Annotated in this window: 13 protein-coding genes and 1 pseudogene; 2 read left to right on the top strand and 12 right to left on the bottom strand. The window is 70.4% G+C overall.

Going from position 1 to position 19,365, the window contains the following annotated elements; translation table 11 throughout:
- Window positions 1-12: 12 nt before the first annotated feature.
- The 9 genes from AQI88_RS40340 to AQI88_RS40380 form a co-directional block, all read right to left on the bottom strand.
- A complete protein-coding gene (locus tag AQI88_RS40340; RefSeq protein ID WP_067010480.1) occupies window positions 13-4,755 on the bottom strand; it encodes an SAV_2336 N-terminal domain-related protein in 4,743 nt (1,580 codons plus the stop codon).
- A complete protein-coding gene (locus tag AQI88_RS40345) occupies window positions 4,745-5,776 on the bottom strand; it encodes an AAA family ATPase (RefSeq protein ID WP_067010482.1) in 1,032 nt (343 codons plus the stop codon). The genes AQI88_RS40340 and AQI88_RS40345 overlap by 11 nt, the downstream gene beginning before the upstream one ends.
- A 139-nt stretch (window positions 5,777-5,915) precedes the next feature.
- Window positions 5,916-7,598 (bottom strand): VMAP-C domain-containing protein, encoded by a 1,683-nt coding sequence (locus AQI88_RS40350; RefSeq protein WP_067010485.1) that lies wholly within the window; start codon window positions 7,596-7,598, stop codon window positions 5,916-5,918.
- Window positions 7,595-7,972, bottom strand: coding sequence for a CU044_2847 family protein (locus AQI88_RS40355; RefSeq protein WP_067010490.1), 378 nt, complete (start codon window positions 7,970-7,972; stop codon window positions 7,595-7,597). The genes AQI88_RS40350 and AQI88_RS40355 overlap by 4 nt, the downstream gene beginning before the upstream one ends.
- Window positions 7,973-8,205: 233 nt before the next feature.
- Window positions 8,206-9,558: a carboxyl transferase domain-containing protein gene (locus AQI88_RS40360; RefSeq protein ID WP_067010492.1), complete on the bottom strand. Its 1,353-nt coding sequence runs from the start codon at window positions 9,556-9,558 to the stop codon at window positions 8,206-8,208.
- The gene (locus tag AQI88_RS40365) at window positions 9,551-10,999 is read right to left on the bottom strand and encodes an acyl-CoA synthetase (protein ID WP_067010495.1); all 1,449 of its coding nucleotides are present in this window, start codon (window positions 10,997-10,999) and stop codon (window positions 9,551-9,553) included. Before AQI88_RS40365 ends, AQI88_RS40360 begins: the two co-directional genes overlap by 8 nt.
- A 55-nt stretch (window positions 11,000-11,054) precedes the next feature.
- Window positions 11,055-11,660: an O-methyltransferase gene (locus AQI88_RS40370; protein ID WP_067010499.1), complete on the bottom strand. Its 606-nt coding sequence runs from the start codon at window positions 11,658-11,660 to the stop codon at window positions 11,055-11,057.
- Window positions 11,660-11,848 (bottom strand): DUF397 domain-containing protein, encoded by a 189-nt coding sequence (locus AQI88_RS40375; protein WP_244184590.1) that lies wholly within the window; start codon window positions 11,846-11,848, stop codon window positions 11,660-11,662. Before AQI88_RS40375 ends, AQI88_RS40370 begins: the two co-directional genes overlap by 1 nt.
- Complete coding sequence (locus AQI88_RS40380) at window positions 11,845-12,681, bottom strand: helix-turn-helix domain-containing protein (RefSeq protein ID WP_067010506.1); 837 nt, start codon at window positions 12,679-12,681, stop codon at window positions 11,845-11,847. The genes AQI88_RS40375 and AQI88_RS40380 overlap by 4 nt, the downstream gene beginning before the upstream one ends.
- Window positions 12,682-12,864: 183 nt before the next feature.
- Between AQI88_RS40380 and AQI88_RS40385 the strand changes: the two genes are divergently transcribed.
- Window positions 12,865-13,275, top strand: coding sequence for an ATP-binding protein (locus tag AQI88_RS40385; protein ID WP_067010508.1), 411 nt, complete (start codon window positions 12,865-12,867; stop codon window positions 13,273-13,275).
- A 32-nt stretch (window positions 13,276-13,307) separates the two neighbouring features.
- Window positions 13,308-14,192 carry an RpnC/YadD family protein gene (locus tag AQI88_RS40390; protein WP_067010511.1) on the top strand — a complete coding sequence of 295 codons (885 nt, stop codon included), beginning with the start codon at window positions 13,308-13,310 and terminating at the stop codon, window positions 14,190-14,192.
- Window positions 14,193-14,217: 25 nt separating this feature from the next.
- Here the strand turns inward: AQI88_RS40390 and AQI88_RS40395 are convergent, their stop codons facing one another.
- The 3 genes and pseudogenes from AQI88_RS40395 to AQI88_RS40400 all read right to left on the bottom strand — a co-directional run.
- The gene (locus AQI88_RS40395; protein ID WP_244184592.1) at window positions 14,218-15,384 is read right to left on the bottom strand and encodes a DUF1266 domain-containing protein; all 1,167 of its coding nucleotides are present in this window, start codon (window positions 15,382-15,384) and stop codon (window positions 14,218-14,220) included.
- A 135-nt stretch (window positions 15,385-15,519) separates the two neighbouring features.
- A complete protein-coding gene (locus AQI88_RS46345) occupies window positions 15,520-15,828 on the bottom strand; it encodes a hypothetical protein (RefSeq protein ID WP_159050529.1) in 309 nt (102 codons plus the stop codon).
- A 317-nt stretch (window positions 15,829-16,145) separates the two neighbouring features.
- A pseudogene (locus AQI88_RS40400) lies at window positions 16,146-19,365 on the bottom strand (DUF6531 domain-containing protein); the annotation flags it as partial.

Genomic DNA, 19,365 nt, shown 5'->3' on the forward strand with positions numbered 1-19,365 from the left:
GGGAGATCCGGGTCAGAGGGTCTGTGCGGCGCGGAGGAGGGGTTCGATACCGCGGGAGGTGAGGCCGGGTGAATCGGGCGAGGGCGGCGTCGGCTCGGTATCGACGTGGACGAACCTCATACCGGCCGTCAGCGCCGCGTCCTGCTCGGGTCCCGTGGAGCCGATCACGAGGCAGTCGCTCGGGGGGAGGTAGAAGTGCCGGGCGGCCTGGACCAGGTGGTGGGGGTCGGGCATCAGCGGGGTGTGCAGGGCATGGCGCCCATGCACACCGCCGGGCAGGCAGCCCAGAAGCCGCCGCTCTCCCAGGTAGGCGAAGGCCGCCCGGGTCGAGTGGTCGGTGACCACCGCCAGCGGCCGGCCCTTGTCGGCCAGGGTGCGGACCAGCAGGTCGGAGCAGGGCAGGGGCTCTGCTTCGCGGGCGGCGGCCGTTTCCAGGGATGCCAGTTCCTCTTCCAGCCGCTCGCTCGGCCGGTGCCGCCGGGACGGGCGGAGCAGGTCGAGCGGGTCGTCGTACCAGCCGGCGGCTTCGGGCAGGAATTCCTGTACGAGGCCGGTGGCGTCGAGGGCGAGACGGGTCAGCGTGCCGTCGAAGCCCAGGATGACGGCTCCCGCCGTGCGCAAGGCGTCGACCAGTCCGGGGTCGGCCTGCCCCGGCGATGCAGTTGCTCGCGACGAGCGGACCGGTGTGAGGGTGACCGCCCAGCGGACCGTGTGCCCGGGCAGCGACAGACGGCGCAGACAGGCGTCCAACTCGGCCTGCGCCTGAGCCGTTTCGCTGGCGTGGTAGGCGAGTGAGACGTCGTCCAGGCAGCCGCGGAGATGCCGGGCGATGGCTTCGGACACGCGTCCCTCACCGGCCCGGACGCCCTCGATCGGCGCCGTGATCCGCCACACCGCCTCACCCGCCGCCTCGAACACCGGGTTTCCGCTGCCGGACGTCCCGAGTTCGAGCAGCGCAAGGGGGCGTTCGGTGAGGTCCACCTCGTGGTAGAGCGTCGCTCCTTCGGGTCGGGTGAGGGTGAGCCCCGCGTCCGCGTCCGTGTCGTGTGCGGTGTACACGACGGTCCTGGTGCTGCCCTCGGGCTCCGGGAAGGGAACCCGCTCCGGCAGGCTGAAGGGGCCCTGGACCGGATGGACCGTGTCGGCGGAGGGGGGATACGCGCGAAGGCACCAGCCGTCTGCGGGGCTGGTGGTCATGGTCTGCAGTGCGGGGCCCGAATATCCTTCGGCGGCCAGCGCGTTCCGCAGTGGGTCGGAGACGGCGACGATGCCCTGGGCGCCGCTCAGGTCCATGGCGTGGTCGAGAACCACCCTCTGGGGGTACCAGTCCTCCTCGTCGTCGTAGTCCCACGTGCGGAGGAACGTCACCCACCACCGGTGGCCGCCCGTCTCGGCGACCCGGTCCGAGAACTCCCGAAGGGTGACAGTGAGCAGCGGAAGCTCCGAAACGCCGCGTTGCAGCCACACGAAGTAACCGTCGTTCTGCGCCGCCAACTCGTAGTGGGCCGGATCGATCCCGCTTGCCACCAACAGCCGTACGACCGCCCGGCCCAGCGCCGCCCGGTCGTCCGCACCCACGGGCCCGTCCGCGAATTCGAAGAGGGCCGCGTTGCGGAAGGGGGGAGGCGGGCGGTCGTCGTCCTCCGCGGTGAACAGACTCTCCGGCACCTCGTCCCGCGGCAGCGGCCTCTCCTGCGCCGGGTCGTCGGGGCCGTAGAGGAGCGACGGGGCCTCGGTGGGGTAGAGGCCCTCCTCCGGTAGGTCGTCCAGGTCGGACACGGCGGTGTGGTCAGGGCCCGGATCGTGTTCCCCCTGGTCCTCGAAGTCGGTGTAGTCGCCGCGCAGTTCATGGCCGAGGGCCAGCAGATCGGGATCCTCGCCGCCCGACCACTCGTACTCCTGGTACACCTCCAGCGCCTCTTCGACACGGCCCAGCCGGCGCAGCGCGATCAGCAGCAGCCGGCGGTAGTCCTCGCGGTCCGGGTGCGCGCGCAGGAGCTCGCCGAGATCCGTGGCCGCGCGCTCGTACTCGCCCAGGTCCAGGTCCAGTTCGGCCCGCCGGCGGTACAGGTCGAGCCGGAACTGGTGGAGGCTGGTACGGGCCGTGCGGGCGGTGGGGCCGGGGACCTCCGCGAGGGCTCGGTCACCGCGCCAGAGGTCCAGTGCCTCGGTGAGACGGTCGCGGGCCTCGGCCGGGCGGTTCTCGGCCGCGAGGTGCGCGGCCGAGCGTTCCAGCTCCCTGCAGTGGACCAGGTCCACGTAGTCGTGGCTGGTGTGCAGGGCGTATCCGCCGGGGAGTTCCGCGATTGCGCCCGGGCCCAGCCAGTCGCGCAGCTGCGCCGTGATCCGCCCGAGAACCGTCGGAGCGTCGTCCGGTACGTCATCGGGACTCCACAGGCCGGCCGTCAACTCTTCGAGGGTCACCGTGCGGCTGTCCCTGAGCAGCAGCATGGCGAGTACGGCGCCGGCGAGCGGTTCGAACTCCGCGGGGCGCTGCTGCGGGAGTGAGACCCGCAGGGGACCCAGGAACTGGTAGGAACGCACACGTGAGGGCCCCTCGGCCTCGGGCAGCGCGCGCTCGTCCGCGAGCAGGGCCCTGCCGCGCCGCTGCTCGTCCGGCGAGGCCGACAACAGGAGGTCGACGGCGCTCGTGAGGCTGGAAGGCAGTGGGTCCGCGGCCAGATGGCGGATCAGCCGACCCAGGTCCGACAGATCCACCGACTCTCCGTCGTCCCCCGAGGTCCTTCCAAGCTTGAAGCGGCTGAGTTTGACGGTTCCGTCGGGCAGGAGCAGCACCGCGCGCGGGCCGATGCCGCCGTGCGTGACGCCCGCGTCGTGGACGGCTCCGACGGCTCGGGCGAGCTGATTCCCGGCCGACACCAGCAGCCGCGCGGGAAGCCGGAAAGCGTCCGGTCCCCTCAGGCCGGCCAGCGGGATGCCGTCCAGATACTCCATGGCGACATACGGCACACCGCCCTCGATCCCGAAGCCGTGGACGGCCACCACGTTCGGGTGCGTCAGATCCGTCAGCCGTGCGGCATCCCGCAGGAAGGCCTCCCGGCGCGTCGGCCCGGTGAACGGCTTCAGCAGCTGTAGCGACACGCGGTCCCGATCCTGCACGTCTTCGGCCAGCCACACGTTCCCGCCCGGAGCGAGCTGTCGCACCAGCCGGTATCCGCCGTAGACACCGCCCGGCGCGCCGGTCTGCCCGGTCAGCCGGCGCACCGTCTCCGGCCGGACCGTCGCGATCGCCTCCCCGTCGGCCCCCGCCGCCCCCGCACCGCCTGCCGCGGGCGTGACCGCCGGGAACTCGCCCGGTGCCGCCCCCGCCCGTTCCTCGATCAACCCGCCCACCCGCGCGAGCAGTTCCGTCGTACGGCCCCGGGACGACCGCGGCAGGCTGCGCAGCAGCAGGTCCTGCACGCCCGGCCGGAAGGCGTAGGACCCCGGTGGGCCGGTGACCGAGGTCAGCAGGCCGCTGAGGATCACCTCGGCCAGGTGCTGGGGGCGCGGGTCGGCTTCCACCGCACGCTGGACCAGGCGCATCACCGGCAGGTCGGGACGGCCGAGGGCCAGATGGCCGGCCAGCCGGAACGCCTCCGGGGAGGAGGTCGCGCGAAACCGCAGGACCAGTTCCTCCGGGGACAGCCGGGTGACGTCCGTACGGGTCCCCGGGTCCAGGGGGCGGCCCAGCAGTGCCGCCGAGCCGGGGTACGCGGTCCCGCCGGCCGACGTCAGCAGGCCCGCCCAGTTCGCCAGCCATCTCGGGTCCGGTTCCAGTACGGGCAGCGGTACGGCGTCGGCGGGGACGTCGTCGTAGACGTCGTACGGTGCGAAGGTCAGGGAGGCCGTCGGTGCGACCGGGTGCGGTGCCGACAGGAGGCCCGGTGCGGTGGGCAGTGCCGTGTCACGCCACAGGTGTTCGGGCAGGGGCTGGAGGACGGCGACGGGCAGCCGGCGTGTCCAGCGGCGCAGGGTGCCCGTCCAGCGGTGTCCCGCCTCGCCATGCCGCCACTGCGGGCCCATGCAGTCGCTGATCACGAGCGTGACCGTGCGGCCGTCGGCGGGAGCGTGCGCCCCGTGGCCGTGGACCGTGCCGTCGGGCGCGGCGCGGAGGAGGGTCACCGTGCGGAAGACGCCCGACTGGGCGAGCGCGGTGTTCAGTTCGCGGACCAGGGGGCGCCAGACGGGCATCGTAGGGCCGGTGTCGTACACCAGGTTCAGGCGCAGCCAGCGCTCCTGGGCGGGGCGCAGCACCGGCAGCCACCACTCGGGGCACGCGCCGAGCCGGGCGATGCGGTCGGCCGTCGCGGGCTCGTCCAGACGGTGACCGCAGGGGGCGTCGGTACGGCGTTTGAGGGGGCGCAGGGCGCGTTGCAATCCCAGCGGGTGGCGGAGCATCGGGGGCGCCGGTGCCAGGAGAGAGGCGTGCGCGGCGCCGGGTCCGGAGGGGGTCGGGGACGGCAGGTGGAGCGGGGCGCGGGGTGAGTGCCGGGGGGCGTCCGGGGTGGGGTCCGGTGCCGGTGGGGTGGTCGGGGGTTCCTCCTGAGGGGGCCGGGGCTGCTCCTGCGGTACGTCCGGTGCGGGCTTCGGGGGTGCGGTTTGCCGTTCCTGGTCACCCGGCTCCAACTGCTGTGCCAGCCACAGCACTTCCGCCAGCTCCAGCGGGGTGGGGCGTACGCCGCCCGCCGCCTCGGCCAGTACGCCGGCCAGGCGGGCGAGCGGGTCCGGGGAGCCGGGACGGTCAGAAGGCATCGGGGCGCTGGGTCTCGCCGAGGTACGGCATGAGGTGTTCCGCCAGGTCGTGCAGGGAGTCCGCGGGCAGGTCGGAGGAGCGGGCCAGGTAGATCGCGTTGAGCAGCTGGTCGGTGGCGAGGTCGCCGCCGCGCGCGCGGGACAGGAAGCGGTCGGTCAACTCCTGTGCGTAGGCGTCGGGTTCGCCGTCGAAGTGGGCGCGGACGATGTCGGCGAGGTGGGAGTCGTCGGGCTGGAGCAGCCGCAGGGTGACACAGCGGCGCAGGAAGGCGGGCGGGAACTCGCGCTCGCCGTTGCTGGTGAGGACGACGAAGGGGAAGGCCCGGCAGCGGACCCGGCCGCGTTCGACGGGGACGCGCTCGTGGGTGCCGTCGACCATGACCATGGCCTGCGGATGGTGGTCGTCGCACGACCGGACCAGCTCGGGGATCTCGTACTGGCCCTCCTCCAGGACGTTCAGCAGGTCGTTGGGCAGGTCCAGGTCGCTCTTGTCGATCTCGTCGATGAGCAGGGCCCGGGGGCGGGCGTAGGGGAGGAGGGCGGTGCCGAGGGGGCCGAGGCGGAGGTGGTCCGCGATGCCGGATTCGGGAGCCGGGGTGCCTGGGGGCTGGGCGGCCGCCGTCTGGCGGGCCGCGTACAGGCGGGAGAGGGGGTCGTACTGGTAGAGGCCGTCGTGCAGGGTGCTGCGGCTGGTGATGTTCCAGCGCAGGACCGGGCCGAGTGTCAGCTCGCGGGCCACCGCGTAGGCCAGGGAGGACTTGCCGGTGCCGGGCGGGCCGGTGACGAGGAGGGGGCGGCGCAGGTAGAGGGCCGCGTTGACCAGTTGGACGGTCTGCGGGGTGGCCCGGTAGGTCGCGGCGCGGTGGGTGCGGTCGGGGGAGGTGGCCGCGGTGTCGGCGTCGTCGGCGGGCGTGTCCAGGGCGGGGCCGCCGTCGAAGGCCCGCCAGGGCGGGGGATCGGGCAGCTTTTCGATGCCGTCGTGCGGCTCCTTCGTGCCGGTGTACACGGGCCACAGGGGCATGGGCTCCTTCTCCGGTTCCTTCTCCGTTGGGCTGCTCGGGCGACGAGTTCGGGCGACGGGCCCGGTTGGCGGGTCCGGTTGATGGGTTCGGGCGGCGGACTCGGGCGGCGGATTCGGGTGGCGGACTCTGGCGGCGGGTTCACGCGACGGGTGAGTGCAGGCTGGTGGCGGGCTCGGGGAAGCAGCGTGGATCGTCCCAGAGCAGCTGGATGTCCCGCGCCCAGTGCCGCTCTGGTTCCTCTTCCTCCGCCGCCTCCTCCCGCAACGCCTGTATGTGCCGGGGGAGTTCGGTGGGCGGGACACCCTCGACCTCCGGGGCGAGCGCGTCGAGGAACGCGGTGCCGGCGCAGGGCGCGGAGTGCTCGGCGGCGCCCGAACAGCCCGAGCGCGGCCACAGCAGGACCGGCACGGGCATGTTCAGGCCGACCTCGAAGTGGTCGGGAGCGGTGGTGGGCGGGGCGCCGTAGCCCGCCAGGCCCGCATCCTTCTCGCGCAGGCGTTTGCGCAGGCCGAGGGGGCGTTCCGGGGCGCCGCAGTCGACCCGGTGCAGGGCGGCGCCGGAGCCCGTCGTCAGCTTCTGCCACTTCTTGCCGAGCTGGTGGCGCATCCGGCCGCTGTGGTGCCGGTAGTGGTCGGTGACGACCACCGGGTGGGCGCAGCCGAGGGGTGTGGAGTCGGACGCGCTGCACGCCCAGTGCGCCACCGGCAGGTTCAGCCAGTCCCGTGGCAGGACGAAGGTCAGCAACTCCTCGGCGTCCGGGGCGAGTTGCTTGAAGGCGCGGTCGATGCCCCGCTGGACCTGTTCCTGCATCTCGGCGTAGGGAAGCCGGACGGTGCCGATCGGCCGGGGCCGTCCGTCGCGGTATGCCGACACCGCGACCGTGACCTGGTCGAGGCCCGCCCCGCTGCGGTCGATCTCCACGAGGATCGGGGACCAGCCGGCGGCGGGCTCGACCGGTACGACGGGCTCGGCGGGTCCGTCCAGCCGCTCTGCCAGCCGGTCGGCGAACCGCGCCAGGGCCTCGGTCGGCTGCTCGACCTCCCACTGCACATAGCCGACCGCCGCCCGCAGCGAGCCGAATCCGCCCGCGGGCAGTCCGGGTCCGAAGTCGCCCACGGCGTCCACGAACAGCTGGTCCGCAGAGCAGTCGAGGCCGGTGGCCTCGGCTCGCCTCACCAGCTCGTACACCCTGCGCGTCGGGTCCTCGCCGTCGTCGCAGGCCGGGACCAGTTCGCCGAGTCCGGGCCAGTGCCGGGCCAGCACCTCGGTGGGCAGCATCCGGGCGGCCAGTACGCCCTGCTCGCCGGCCACCTGCGCGACCATGCCGACCACTCTGCCGTTGGGAAGGGTGGCCGCGGCCCCGCTGAAGCCGTGCGTCATCGGCTGCCCGTGCGCTGTCACGGCCTCCAGCTGCACCCACTCGTCGGCGATCCGGATGGTGGACACGGCCTGGTACTGGGCGAGCTGGCCCTCGTCGTACCCCACCGGGAAGCCGTAGGCGACCAGCACTTCGGAGGCAAGGCCCGGTTCGTGTCCCGGCGGGGCGAACCGAGCCGCCTTCAACGGCACTTCACAGTCCAGCTCGAGTACGGCCAGGTCACCGGGGTCGGTGTCGCCGCCGGCCCAGCCGCCGTGCACGGCCACGACCGCGGACAGCATGCCGAGGTCCGGGCGGTTCGGGAACGACACGGTCAGCAGCCCAGGCTCGCTGTCCCGTACGACATGCGCGCAGGTCAGCACGGTACGAGGGGCCACCAGGAAGCCCGCGCCCGCGATCGCGCCCCCGCACTCGATCCGGGCGTGCCAGGCGTCGCCGCTCATGAGCGGGGGGCGGGCTCCGGACCTGCGTCGTCCGCGGCCGTCGGTGTCGTGTCCTTCGACGACCAGCTCAGCTTGACGACCAACTGCCCCTCCGCCGCCCCCTTGGCGATGACCGCCCCCGCCTCGGCGGTCAGCTTCACGCCGAACTCCAGCTCCACGGAGTCGGGGCGCAGGCTGCCGTCCCGGAAGACGCGCAGGGCGGACTGGGCCGCCGAGCGGACGCCGTCCAGGGTGCCCTCGAAGGTGCGGGCGGCCTGGGCCGCCGGGCCGCTGCCCTCGCCGCGGGAGACCAGCCGGGTCCCGCTCGCGCCTTCCGTGGCCTCCACCACGACGACGGCGCCGTCCTCCGTGGTGAACTCCATCAGTCTGTTCATGGCGGTGCCCCCCGTGCTTCTGTTCCACGACCGACTCCATTGTTGCGGAAGGCGAGTGGGGCTGTCCCCGGTTCCGACCGTGCCGGTCGCTGCCGCTGGCGGGAAGCCGCCACGACGACTTCCCGCCACCGACGGTCGACATGCCGCCCATGTCTCCCTGCGGGCCTCGGCCCACGGCGACAGGAGCGGCTCGGTGAGCCAGGAGAGCGTCCGGGCGGTGGGGGTGCGGTGGCTCAGGACCCCGGGTGGCCCGTCGTGTCGACGATGCCCCGGACCACCCCCAGCTCCACCAGGTCCTGCGGCCGGATGCGCAGCTGTCCCGCGGTCGCCTCCACCTCCTCGGGCGGGCGCTTGAGGATCGCTGCCGCGAGTTCCGGGGCGATCACCGAGAAGTAACTGTCCGGCGTGGCCCAGGTGTTGCCGGGCGCGGCCAGCGCCAGCGCCCCGCCGGAGCCGCCCTCGCCGATCACGAGCGTGGTGACCGGGACCCGGGCGGCCGCCACCGCTCCGAACACCTCCGCGATGGCGGCCCCGGCCCCCTGCCGCTCCGCCTCGGCGTCATTGGCGGCACCCGGCGTGTCCACCAGCGTCAGCACCGGGATGTCGAGCCGGTCCGCGAGCCGGATCAACCGGGCCGCGGTGCGGTACCCGGAGGGTCGGGTCGCCGCCCCGGTCTGTGCCGCGTACGCCACGCTACGGCCGTCCCGCTCACCGAACCCGCACAGCATGCCGTCGGGGTCGGTACCGCCGCAGCGGTCGCCGGAGATCGTGACCCGGCGGGTGAAACAGGCGTCCAAGTAGGTGTGCGCGCGGGGGCGTTCGGGGGAACGGGCGCGACGGACGGCCTCCCAGCCGGTGTCGGGGAGGGCGGCGGTGCCGAGGGCATGCGGTACGGGGGCCTCCTGCGCCGGGGTGGTGAGCAGCCGCAGCCAGCACCCCAGCGTCTCCCGCAGTTCCTCCGGCCGGACCACCGCGTCGGCCGAACCCGCCGCCACCTGCGCTTGCGCCGTGTAGGCGTTCGGATCTGCGTCCGGGGGCCGCACCCGGGAACCCGCGAAACCCACCTGCGCGCCCGGGAGCGCCAGGATCACGTCGGCTCCGGCGCCGAGGGTGGCCCAGCCGCCGCCGGTCGTCGGGTCCCGCAGGACGGCGATCTGCGGCAGGCCCGCCTCCCGGGTGAGCGCCGACTGGCGGGCCACCCGCTGGAGTTGGGTCAGCGCGAGCATGCCCTCCTGCATCCGGCTGCCGCCGGTGGCGACGAGCGGCACGACCGGCAGCCGGTGCGCCCGGGCGTGCGTGTACGCCGCCTCCAGGCGGTCGCCGGTGCGCTCGCCCAGGGAGCCGCCGAGGAAGCCGAACTCGAACGCGATCAGCACGGCCCGGGTGCCCGCGACGCTCGCGGTGCCGCAGACGACCGACTCCTCCTCGCCGGTGCGTTCGGCGGCACGCGCGCGCGAGGCGTCGTAGCCCTGCCAGCCCAGGGGGCCGTCGGCCGTCGGATTCCTTATTGTGCCGGGGAGTTCGTCGAAGGTCGCCTCGTCCGTGACCAGCGCCAGGATCTCCCGCGCCGACAGCCGCTCAGGCATCGGCCACCAGCGCCCGCTTCATGATCTTCCCCATGTCGTTGCGGGGGAGCGCGTCCAGATAGCGGACCACGCGCGGCCGCTTGTGCGGGGCCAGCCGGGCGGCGACATGGTCGGCCAACTCGTCGGCTGTGGGCGGCACTTGCGGATCCACCGGGACGATCCAGGCCACGATCCGCTCGCCCAGGTCCGCGTCCGGCTCCCCGGTGACCGCCGCCTCCCGCACCCCCGGGTGCTCCAGCAGCGCGTTCTCGATCTCCCCGGCCCCGATCTTGTACCCGCCGCTCTTGATCAGATCGGTGGCCTTGCGCCCGACGATCCGGACGTATCCGTCGGGCTCCCGCACCGCCATGTCACCCGTGCGGAACCAGCCGTCGGCGGTGAACGCGGCGGCGGTCGCGTCGGGCCGGTTGAGGTACTCGGTGAACAGGTTCGGGCCGCGCACCTGGATCTCGCCGACAGTCTCCCCGTCGTAGTCGGCCACCTCGGAGCCGTCCTCCTCCACCAGCCGAAGCTCAACGCCGGGGAGCGGCACCCCGACCGTCCCGGCCCGGGCCTCCCCGTCGGCCCGCACGCTCGTGTTCATCAGCGTCTCCGTCATGCCGTACCGCTCGATCACCCGCCGGCCGGTGGCGGCCGCGATCCGCTCGTGGTCGTGCACGGGCAGCGCCGCCGAGCCGGAGACCAGCAGCCGGGCCCCGGCCAGGGCCTTGGCCAGCTCCGGGTCGCCCGGCAGGGTCTCGGCGATGCGGTGGTACATGGTCGGCACCCCGAACAGCATGGTCGCGCCGCCGTTCAGTTCCCGTGCCACGCCCTCGGTGCTGAAGCGCCCCAGGTGCCGCACCGACCCGCCGCGCCGCAGCGGGCCCAGGATGCCCAGCACGAGCCCGTGCACATGGAACAGCGGCAGCCCGTGCACCAGCACGTCTTCCGCCGTCCACTGCCAGGCGTCGGCGAGCGCGTCCAGGGTCGTGGCGAGGGCCCGGCGCGGGATGACGGCGCCCTTGGGCGGGCCGGTGGTGCCGGAGGTGTAGACGATCAGGGCCGGGGCGGTGTCGGAGGCCTGCTCCTCGGGGGCGGTGCCGGTGCCGGACGCGTCGACGTCGAGCCGTGTCAGGTCGCCAAGAGTGGAGGGCAGTTCGGCGCCGGGAGCTGCCAGGATCAGGTCCGGCGCACTGTCGTTGACGATGTGTGCCAGCTCCTTCGCGCCCGACTTCGGGTTCAGCGGCACCGCGGCCACCCCGGCGAGCAGCGCGCCCGTCACCGCGACGGCGGTCTCCAGCTCCGGGGTCGCCCACACGGCGACCCGGCCGGCACCCCGGATCCGCGCGGCGACGGCTCCCGCAGCACCGGCGAGTCCGCCGTACGTCAACGACCGTTCGCCGAACCGCAGGGCGACCCGCTCGCCCGAACCGTCCGCCAGGGCGGGGAAGAGGGAAGACACGCGGCGTACTCCTTTGGCTGTCGGAGAAAGCTGTCGGGGGACGACAGCACCCTTCCTACACCAGGAGCCTCGTGCCCACGACGGTGCTCAGGTCGGGCGCGAGTCGCAATTCGGTCGCGCGGAGGGCGGGATGCTCCAGCCAGTGCAGCCGGGCGAGGTCGGGGGCACCCTCGTGCAGCGGGGGCCAGCCGGTCGCCGGGGTGAAGTCGTCGACGACGACGGTCCCGCCGGGCGCGAGCACCCGTTCTACGTCAGCGGGCGCATCCCCGGGCACCTTGCCCTGCCCGCCGCCGTCGAGCACGAGCAGGTCGAAAGGACCGTACTCCTCGATCCGGCGCCAGTCGCCGTTCAGCACGGTGACCTCGGGACGGCCGGCGAAGACCTCGGCGGCGAGCCGTGCCCGCTCCGGGTCCCGCTCCACGCTGTACAGCCGGACCCCTGGCCCCGCCCCCGAGGCCAGCCAGGCCAGGCCGACGCCGAGCCCAGTGCCGGTCTCCCCGATACGGGCCTCGGCGCCGCCTGCCAACGCGTGTAGCAGGCGGCCCTGTTCGGGACGGCAGGAGTACGGGAAGCGGTGGGTGCGGGCGGCGGTCAGGGCTTGCTGCACGAGGGGCGGGAGCGCGTCCATGCCGGTGTACGCGTCGGTGCCGTAAGCCGCCATCAGCGTCTCTTCAGGGCTTCGATGAAGGGGGTGAAGGCGTCGGCCGGGAAGGTGAGGGTTGCCCTGGCCGGGGCCTTTGAGTCGCGGATGGCTATGTGGGTGGGTGAGTTTGCGATCTCCACGCATTCGTTTCCGTCGCCCGGACCCGAGTAGGACGACTTCCGCCAGTTGCCCATGGGGTTCCTCATAGTTCCTTCGCCAGCCTGTGGATGCATTCACGCGACTGTTGAGGGTCGAGTGACGCGGCCTCCACCTTACGGAAACTCGTTCGGTAGGTGTTGAGTTGAGCCTCGGAATCAATGAAGGCCGAGCCGTGCAGCGCGTCGCGGACCACGGTGTCCAGCTTGGGCAGGGGGCCGCCCACGTACGTCATCGTGCTGGAGGCTCTGGCGAAGCCGTCCAGGTCGAAGGGGACGACACGCACGGTGATGTGGTCCGCTTCGGAGAGCTCTAGGAGTCGCGTGAGTTGAGCCCTTGAGGTGGCACGGTCGCTGACTCTGATCCGAAGTGCCGCCTCGTGGATCACCGCTTCGTACGGGATGGCGAAATCCTGGCGCGCCTTTCGGTGCCTAATGCGCAACTCCAGCTCATCGGCGGTCAGTTCCGGCAGCCTGGACGAGAAGACGGCGCGTGAGTAGGCCTCGGTCTGCAGCAGACCCGGCACATACAGGATTGCCACGTGGCGTAGAAACCGGGCGTGGTGCTCCAGCTCGGACAGGTCCAGGAATGGCGTGGGCAGCAGGCCCCGGTACTCCTCCCACCAGCCGTGTGCCCGATCGGTGGCCATGGCGACGAGTGCGTTGATGAACTCCTCGTCTGTGCAGGCGTAGTGGGATGCGAGGCGGCGGAGTCGTTGTTCGCTCACACCTGCGAGGGCGGACTCGATGTGGGTGATCTGGGCCGGGCTCACGCCGAGCAGCGCGGCCGCCTGGCGGGAGTTGAGACCCGCAGCTTCACGGAGTCTGCGCAGTTCAGTTGCGAGCCTCATCTGGCGTGCTGTTGGTTCGCGCCTCTTCACCATCGACTGGTCCTCCTAACGCGTTCGGCGTCAGATTACGCGATCGGCTTGCCGCGTCCCTAGATTTAGATCTACCGTCAGTGACGTAGCGCACACGCAGCGGAAGTGCACCGTCCCGTCATGCCACGACGGCTACGGCAATGCCGCCGCGCGCCAATCCCACTCACTGGCTGGAGTTGATGCCGCATGCCCGAAAACGAATCCTGGGACTACACGCTCTACATCCCCAACGACCTCAGAGCGGTCACGGTGTGCCGTCGCACCCTGCGTCTGATCCTGACGCTGCACGGCCTGATCGGGCTGGTGGACACAGCGGAACTCCTGGCGACGGAGCTGGTCTCCAACGCTGTGCGTCACACGAAGGGGCCGGCTGCCCTCAGGGTTCGCCGAACGGCGGAGGGGGTGGTGTGGATCGGGGCGTGGGACACGGATCCCGAGCCGCCGGATCCGCCACGACCGTTGGAGCAGGTGGGTGAGCAGGAGGAAGGCCGAGGTCTGGGCCTGGTTGTGAGGTGCGCGGACTACTGGGGCTGGCAGCCGTCGGCCAGGTTCGGCGACCGAGGCAAGTTCGTGTGGTGCGAACTTGCGGCGGCCTAGCTCGTTGATCACGTCATACGAAAGGAGAGCTGATGGTCGGCTCGTCGCATGAGGCGCTGCACCGGATCTTCCAGAAGGACCCCACGCTGCTGACTCGGGCCTTACAGCGGGTGCTGGACGTGCCGTTTCCCGAGCCGCGGGAGATTGCGGCGCTGAACGTGGATCTGACGGAGATCGAGCCGGTCGAGCGTCGGGTGGACACGTTGCTGCGGGCGGAGACGGATGAGGGGACGTATCTCCTCGTGGTCGAGTCGCAGGGGAAGAAGGATGAGCGGAAGCGGGGCAGCTGGCCGTACTACCTCTCCTACCTGTACGAGAAGTACCGCTGCGAGCCCGTGCTGATCGTCATCACGCAGAGCAGTGCTACGGCGCGGTGGGCGTCGCGCCCGATTCGGCTGGGTTTCCCGGGCTGGGATTCGCTGACGGTACGTCCACTGGTGCTGGGTCCGGACAACGTGCCGGTGATCGCGGACGAGCGGCAGGCGGAACGGGACGTACCCCTTGCGGTGCTTTCGGCGATGACACACGGGCGTGGCCCCCAGGCCCCGGCCATACTGGAATCCCTGGCGTCCGCCCTGCGGACCATCGACCCCGACAGCGCCGCGGTCTTCGTGCAGTTCGTCGACTCATGCCTGGCCGATCCCCAGGCGAAGCAGATGTGGAGGGATTTGATGACGGCGATCCAGTACTTCTGGCGACACCCGCTGGCCGAACAGGTGCGCGAAGAGGGGCGGGAACAGGGCCGGGCCGAGGTCAAGGCGGAGATGACGCTGCGCATCCTTGAGTGGCGCAGCATTCCTGTGCCCGACGACGTCCGCGAGCGGGTGATGGACTGCACGGATCTGGACCAGCTGGAGCTCTGGGCACAGCGGGCGGTGCACGCGACGGACGCGGCGGAACTGTTCACGGAGGAGTAGGGGAGCTCACCGGCTCTCCGGGCTCTCACTGGAAGGGAATGTTGAGCCAGGGGCTACCGGGGTCGGACATCAGGATCCGATGGGCCTCGACCATGTCCTGATACCACTCCCCGAACTCCTCCTCATCGAAGTGGAGACAGCGCCCGAGGATGTAGCCGGCGGAGAAGTCCTGCCATGACTTGTAGGACAGGGCGGCGGCCCGCCCCGCCTGGATGACGGCGGACTCGGTCTCCTCCAGCGTCCCGAACCGGGCTCCGAGCCCCCACCGGGCCATCTTCGAGGCGCGCCCGAGATCCCAGGCGTCGACGGAGGAGACGTACCGGCTCTCATCGAGCACGCCGTCGGCACGCATCCGGGCCTCGTACCTGGTGATGCGCCCGATGAGCCGCTGGATGCCTTCGATGCGAGCCTCGGTCTCGGACTCGGGCCGAGGCTCGGTCTTGGTAGCACCGTCCTCGGTGACCACGACCGAGCCCTCGGAGTTCGCCCGGATGACGTTGGCGGCGGCCTGCCGCCAGTACCCCACGTCGACGTGCCCGCCGAAGTCACGGGCGATAGTGCGGCGCATCCCGAGGGTGAAATCCCAGATGGCGCTGTGCGATTCACGCGAAATCAGGTTGGCCAAAGCGCACTGCCAGCCCTCGCGAGCGGTGATGCCCCACCACTCGCGAAGCCGCTTGCGTTCCAGACGGTAGCCGGTCCCATGCCAAGCCATCGCGTTCCAGACCGAGCCGTTGTTCACGCACAGGAGCGCACCGCAGGCGAGGCCGTGCGCCACCGGGCCGTGGAGCGGTCCACCGACCTGGAGGGTGTGCAGGCGCATGGAGAAATCGGGACTATCGATGGAATAGCGAGCCCAATTACCAGAGTGCGGGGGCGCTGAGGGTAGGAACGCCTCACAAGGACTGCCGGGATTCACCACGATCCACGGCGGATCGGTCGACTTCCAAACCCGGGCGAACCACCCGAAGGTACGGCACTCGAAAATGCGATGTGGCTCCGGCGCGGGCAGCATTCCAACGGTATAGATGGCCCAGATTTCACCGCCGGCTCGCAGGTCGTATCCGAACACACGATACGTCGCGCTGGGCTCGCTATCTGCCTTGTCCCGCTGTATCTCGAAATAAAGACGATTCTGGGCGAGAACCTTGAAGTAGGCCGCCCAGTCCTCACGCGCCTTGGCCTCGCACAACGCCTGCTCAATGTCTGTCGGCGGAGTCCAGGAAGGCGGCGCAGGGGGCCCAGAAGCTGCGGACGGCTGAACAAATGGCATTGGTGTCCTCAAGTTTGCGCGAGAGGCGAATTGTGCACTCGGTTGTGCCCCTCATTAATTCTCCAGCCCGTTGTAAATGATGTGATGGACTGGAGGGCCGACCCTGATTCGGATTTGTTTGCTCTGTTCGTCATGGTAGGAGACCACCCCAGCTACCGACACCCCAACATCCGGTAGCGGCACGGGACTGGAATCGGTTGACGTTGGGTTATAAGAGGCAATATCGAGAAATCCGGTAATTTCTGGAGTTTCAGGCAAATCCAAAAAGACTCCAAAGGGAAACTTTGCGTTCACTGTTCCCCGCACTTCTGACCCTACAGCGTGTAGACGCTTCGCTTCTTGCCATTGATCTTCAGATGTCATCGGTGGCGTATCCTTGGATATTGGTTCAGTTCTTGGACTTTGCTATTGGGTATTTCGAGTTCAGTGAGAGGGCCGCCTTCGTAGCGGCGTTCGTGCTCCGCGAAGCGTGCTAGATATTCGGATTTTGGTATCTGAATCTCTATCACCCCTTCTCCGTAGTGCTTAGCGTACATTTCGGCCAGTTCCCGCTCCTTGGCGAAATACACGAGGCCGTTCAAGTATCGATCGCCAGGCCCGCCTGGGAAGTCTTCGGCTCGATAGCCATGCTGCTCTTGGAAGTCGCCCTGCCCTCGTTGCGGGGCCTTGTAGATCGACTGCACTTCCTCTGGGCACTCGTCTGGAGCCAGTCCGAGATGGTCGGTCCAAATGTGAGGATTATGGACATATGTGGCCGGGTTGGGGGCGGGGGCGAGCCCGAGGGGATCGGGGGTAAGGTAGCGGGCGGTTTCGGGATCGTAGTGGCGGAAGTAGTTGTAGTGGAGGCCGGTTTCCGGGTCGTAGTACTGCCCCGGGAAACGCAGGGGCGTGTAGGCGCTGCTGTTCGCTGCCCACGCCGTTGTCCCCCACAGCGTGCTTCTGGTGCGCCAGGCGATGTCGCCTTGCTCATCGATGAGTTCGCTGGGGGTGCCGACCAGGTCGGTGATGATGGCGAAGAAGCGGGAGTCGATCTCCTCCTGGGATGCGTTCGCAGCGGTGATGCGTTCCGTTTGGGACAGAGGGCGTAGGCCCTGGTGGTCCCAGGTGAGGGTGACCGGGTGCGGGAGGTCTACAGACGTTGTGGTCTGTTCGCAGAGGATCGTTCCATCCCAGGTGAAGTCCACCTTTTCCAGGACCGTTTCGGCGTCTTCCGCCAGGCGCAGCTTTGCCGTGCGGCGTCCGAGGGGGTCGTAGGTGTAGCGCCAGCGGGCGCCGTCCGGAGTCACTACAGACGTCAGGCGGTCCTCGGCGTCCCATTCATAGCGCCAGGTGTCCGGCTTGCGCGACAGGCGGGTCTTCTGGCGCAGGGTGATGCGGCCGAGGGCGTCGTGTTCGTAACGGACGTTGCCGGCTCGGGTGATGCGGGTGCCTGTGTAGGTGCGGGTGCCGACTGCCTCCTGGCCCGGATGGTCTGTCGGCCAGCTCACCTGGGCCTGGTTGCCCGCCTCGTCGTAGGCGTAGCGCTCCGTCCAGCCAGATGCGTGTACCGCTGTCACCCGTCCCGCCGCGTCCAGATCGAAGCGGCGGGTGCCGGAGAGGTGGTCGTCGATGCCGATCAGGTTGCCGTCGGCGCGATAGGTGTACGCCCGGTGCTGGACCATGCGGCCTGCGGCACCGGTCACCGACTGGGTCATCAGCCGGCCCAGCGCATCGAAGGTGTGCTCCAGGGCGATCGTTCCGCCGATGTGGCGGGCGAGTTCGCGGCCTGCCTCGTCGTAGGTGAGGCCGATGACGCGGCCCGAGGCCACCATGTCGGTGCGGCGGCCGGCGGCGTCATACGACCATGTGGTGGTGGCGCCGATGGGGGTCGTGCGGCCGGTGCGGCGTCCCAGGGCGTCATATGTATAGCTCAGCGTGCGGCTGTTGACTGTTTCCGAGTGCAGGCGGCCGTAGCGGTCACGCAGCAGCGTGACCGTCGTGCCCTCCGGGCCGGTGGCCTGGGCGAGTTGGTCGGTGAGGTCGTAGGCGTAGGTCGTGACCTGGCCGGCCGCGTCCTTGCAGGTCACTTGGCCCAGTTCGTTGCGCTCGAAGGACAGGACCTCGCCAAGAACGTTTCTGCGTGAGGCAAGGCGGCCTGCCGCGTCATGGGTGTAGGTGAGGGCGCGGTCGTCAAAGTCCGTCTCCGTGACCAGGTGGCCCGCTGCGTCGTATTCGTACGTCCATGTCAGGCCCTGCGGGTTGGTGACCTTGGTCAGGCGCAGTTCGCTGTCGTGGTCGAACTCGTAGCGGACCTCGTCCGGACCGGTGCGGGCGGTCAGCAGGTCGAAGTGGGTGTACTCGAAGCGGGAAATGCCGCCCATCGCATCCGTGTGGCTTGTGCAGTTGCCCTCACCGTCGTATGTCCATGACTCGGTCGTGCCGTCCGGAGCCGTACGGCCCGACAGGTGGCCTTCTACCGTCCACTCCAGGCGGGTCACCGCACCCGTCGGATCTGTTGTCGAGATCGCGCGGCCGAGGGCGTCCCGTTCGTAGCGGGTCACAGCGCCCAGCGGGTCCGTCACCTCCACCGGGAGGCCCGCTCGATCGCACACGACCCTCGTCGTGTGGCCCAACGGATCCGTCACGGACCTCAGGTGGCCGGCCTCCGTGTACGTGAAGTGTGTGGTCTGGCCTGCCGGGTCCGTCACCGAGGTGCGGTTGCCTCGCTCGTCGAAGCCCTGCCGGATCACCGTGCCGTCCGGATTGACCACCTTCACCGGAAGGCCGAGTTCGTTGTACTCCGCCCGCGCCTCGCGGCCGTCCGGGCGTATCACCCTTGTGGTGTTGCCCGCCTCGTCGTAGTCGAATGTCGTCGTGTGGCCCAGCGGGTCGGTCTGGGACAGCAGGCGGTTGTAGCGGTCGCGGTGGTATCTGGTTTCGGCGCCGAGTGGGTCGATCTCGGCCACGACCTGCCGGGCGTCGTTGACCAGGTAGCGAGTGCTGTGGCCTTCGCCGTTGGTCGCCGTGGTCACGCGCAGGCCTGTCTCAGGATCCGGTTCCTGGTAGGAGAAGCGCGTGGCCATGTGGCCTGCGGAGCCGGTCTGGGCTGTGCAGCGGTCCTGGTCGTCGTACTCGTAGGTGTAGCTGCGGTCGTTCGTGTCCGTCCAGGACGTGACCCGGTCCGAGTCGTCGTAGGTGAAGCGGAGCGGCAGGCCAGAGGAGTTGATGACCTCCGTGAGGTTGCCGTCCGTGTAGCCGAAGCGTTTCAGCTCCGTGTTCGCCCCCGCCAGGTGGTAGGCCGTTACGCGGCCCGACTCCGTGGTGATGCGGACGCCCTGGCCGGCGCTCGTCACCATGGCCAGCGGCGTGCCCTCCGCGTCGCACTCGAACGTGATCCAGTTGCCGTTGCGGTCGTCTATCTGTTCCAGCACCGCCAGGGCTTCGCCCCGGTCGGCGAAGTGCCAGGTGCGGAGGGTCTGCGGGTTAGTGATCGTGTAGCCGCCGTCCACCCGGTCCAGGGGCCAGCGGGGGCCGTGGGACGGGAGGGTGGGCAGGCCGGGGGCCGGGTGCGGGTACGCCAGGAGTAGGCCGTCCTCCGTGACGAAGACGACGCCCTTCGCGTCGATCTCCAGACGCTGGTCCAGGGTGGAGGACCAAGAGGGGCCGAACCAGCGGCCCAGGTGGTAGCCGGACTCCGCGCGCCGCTTGAGGATCAGAGGCAGCACACCGGGGAGGGTCGCGTCCGTCTGCGGCAGGAACATCTTGCCGGTGGCGACGTCCACCGGGTCGCCGCACTTCTTCACGGCGTCGTCTTGGCGGGAGTGATTCTGTGGGTTCTCGTCCACCTCCTGGCGGGCAGTTTTCCCGCCCGCGCCTTCCGCCGCCCCGCGTTCGCCGGCCGCCGCTTCCTCGGCGCCCTTG

This window comes from Streptomyces cellostaticus (genome assembly GCF_001513965.1).
Taxonomy (GTDB): domain Bacteria; phylum Actinomycetota; class Actinomycetes; order Streptomycetales; family Streptomycetaceae; genus Streptomyces; species Streptomyces cellostaticus.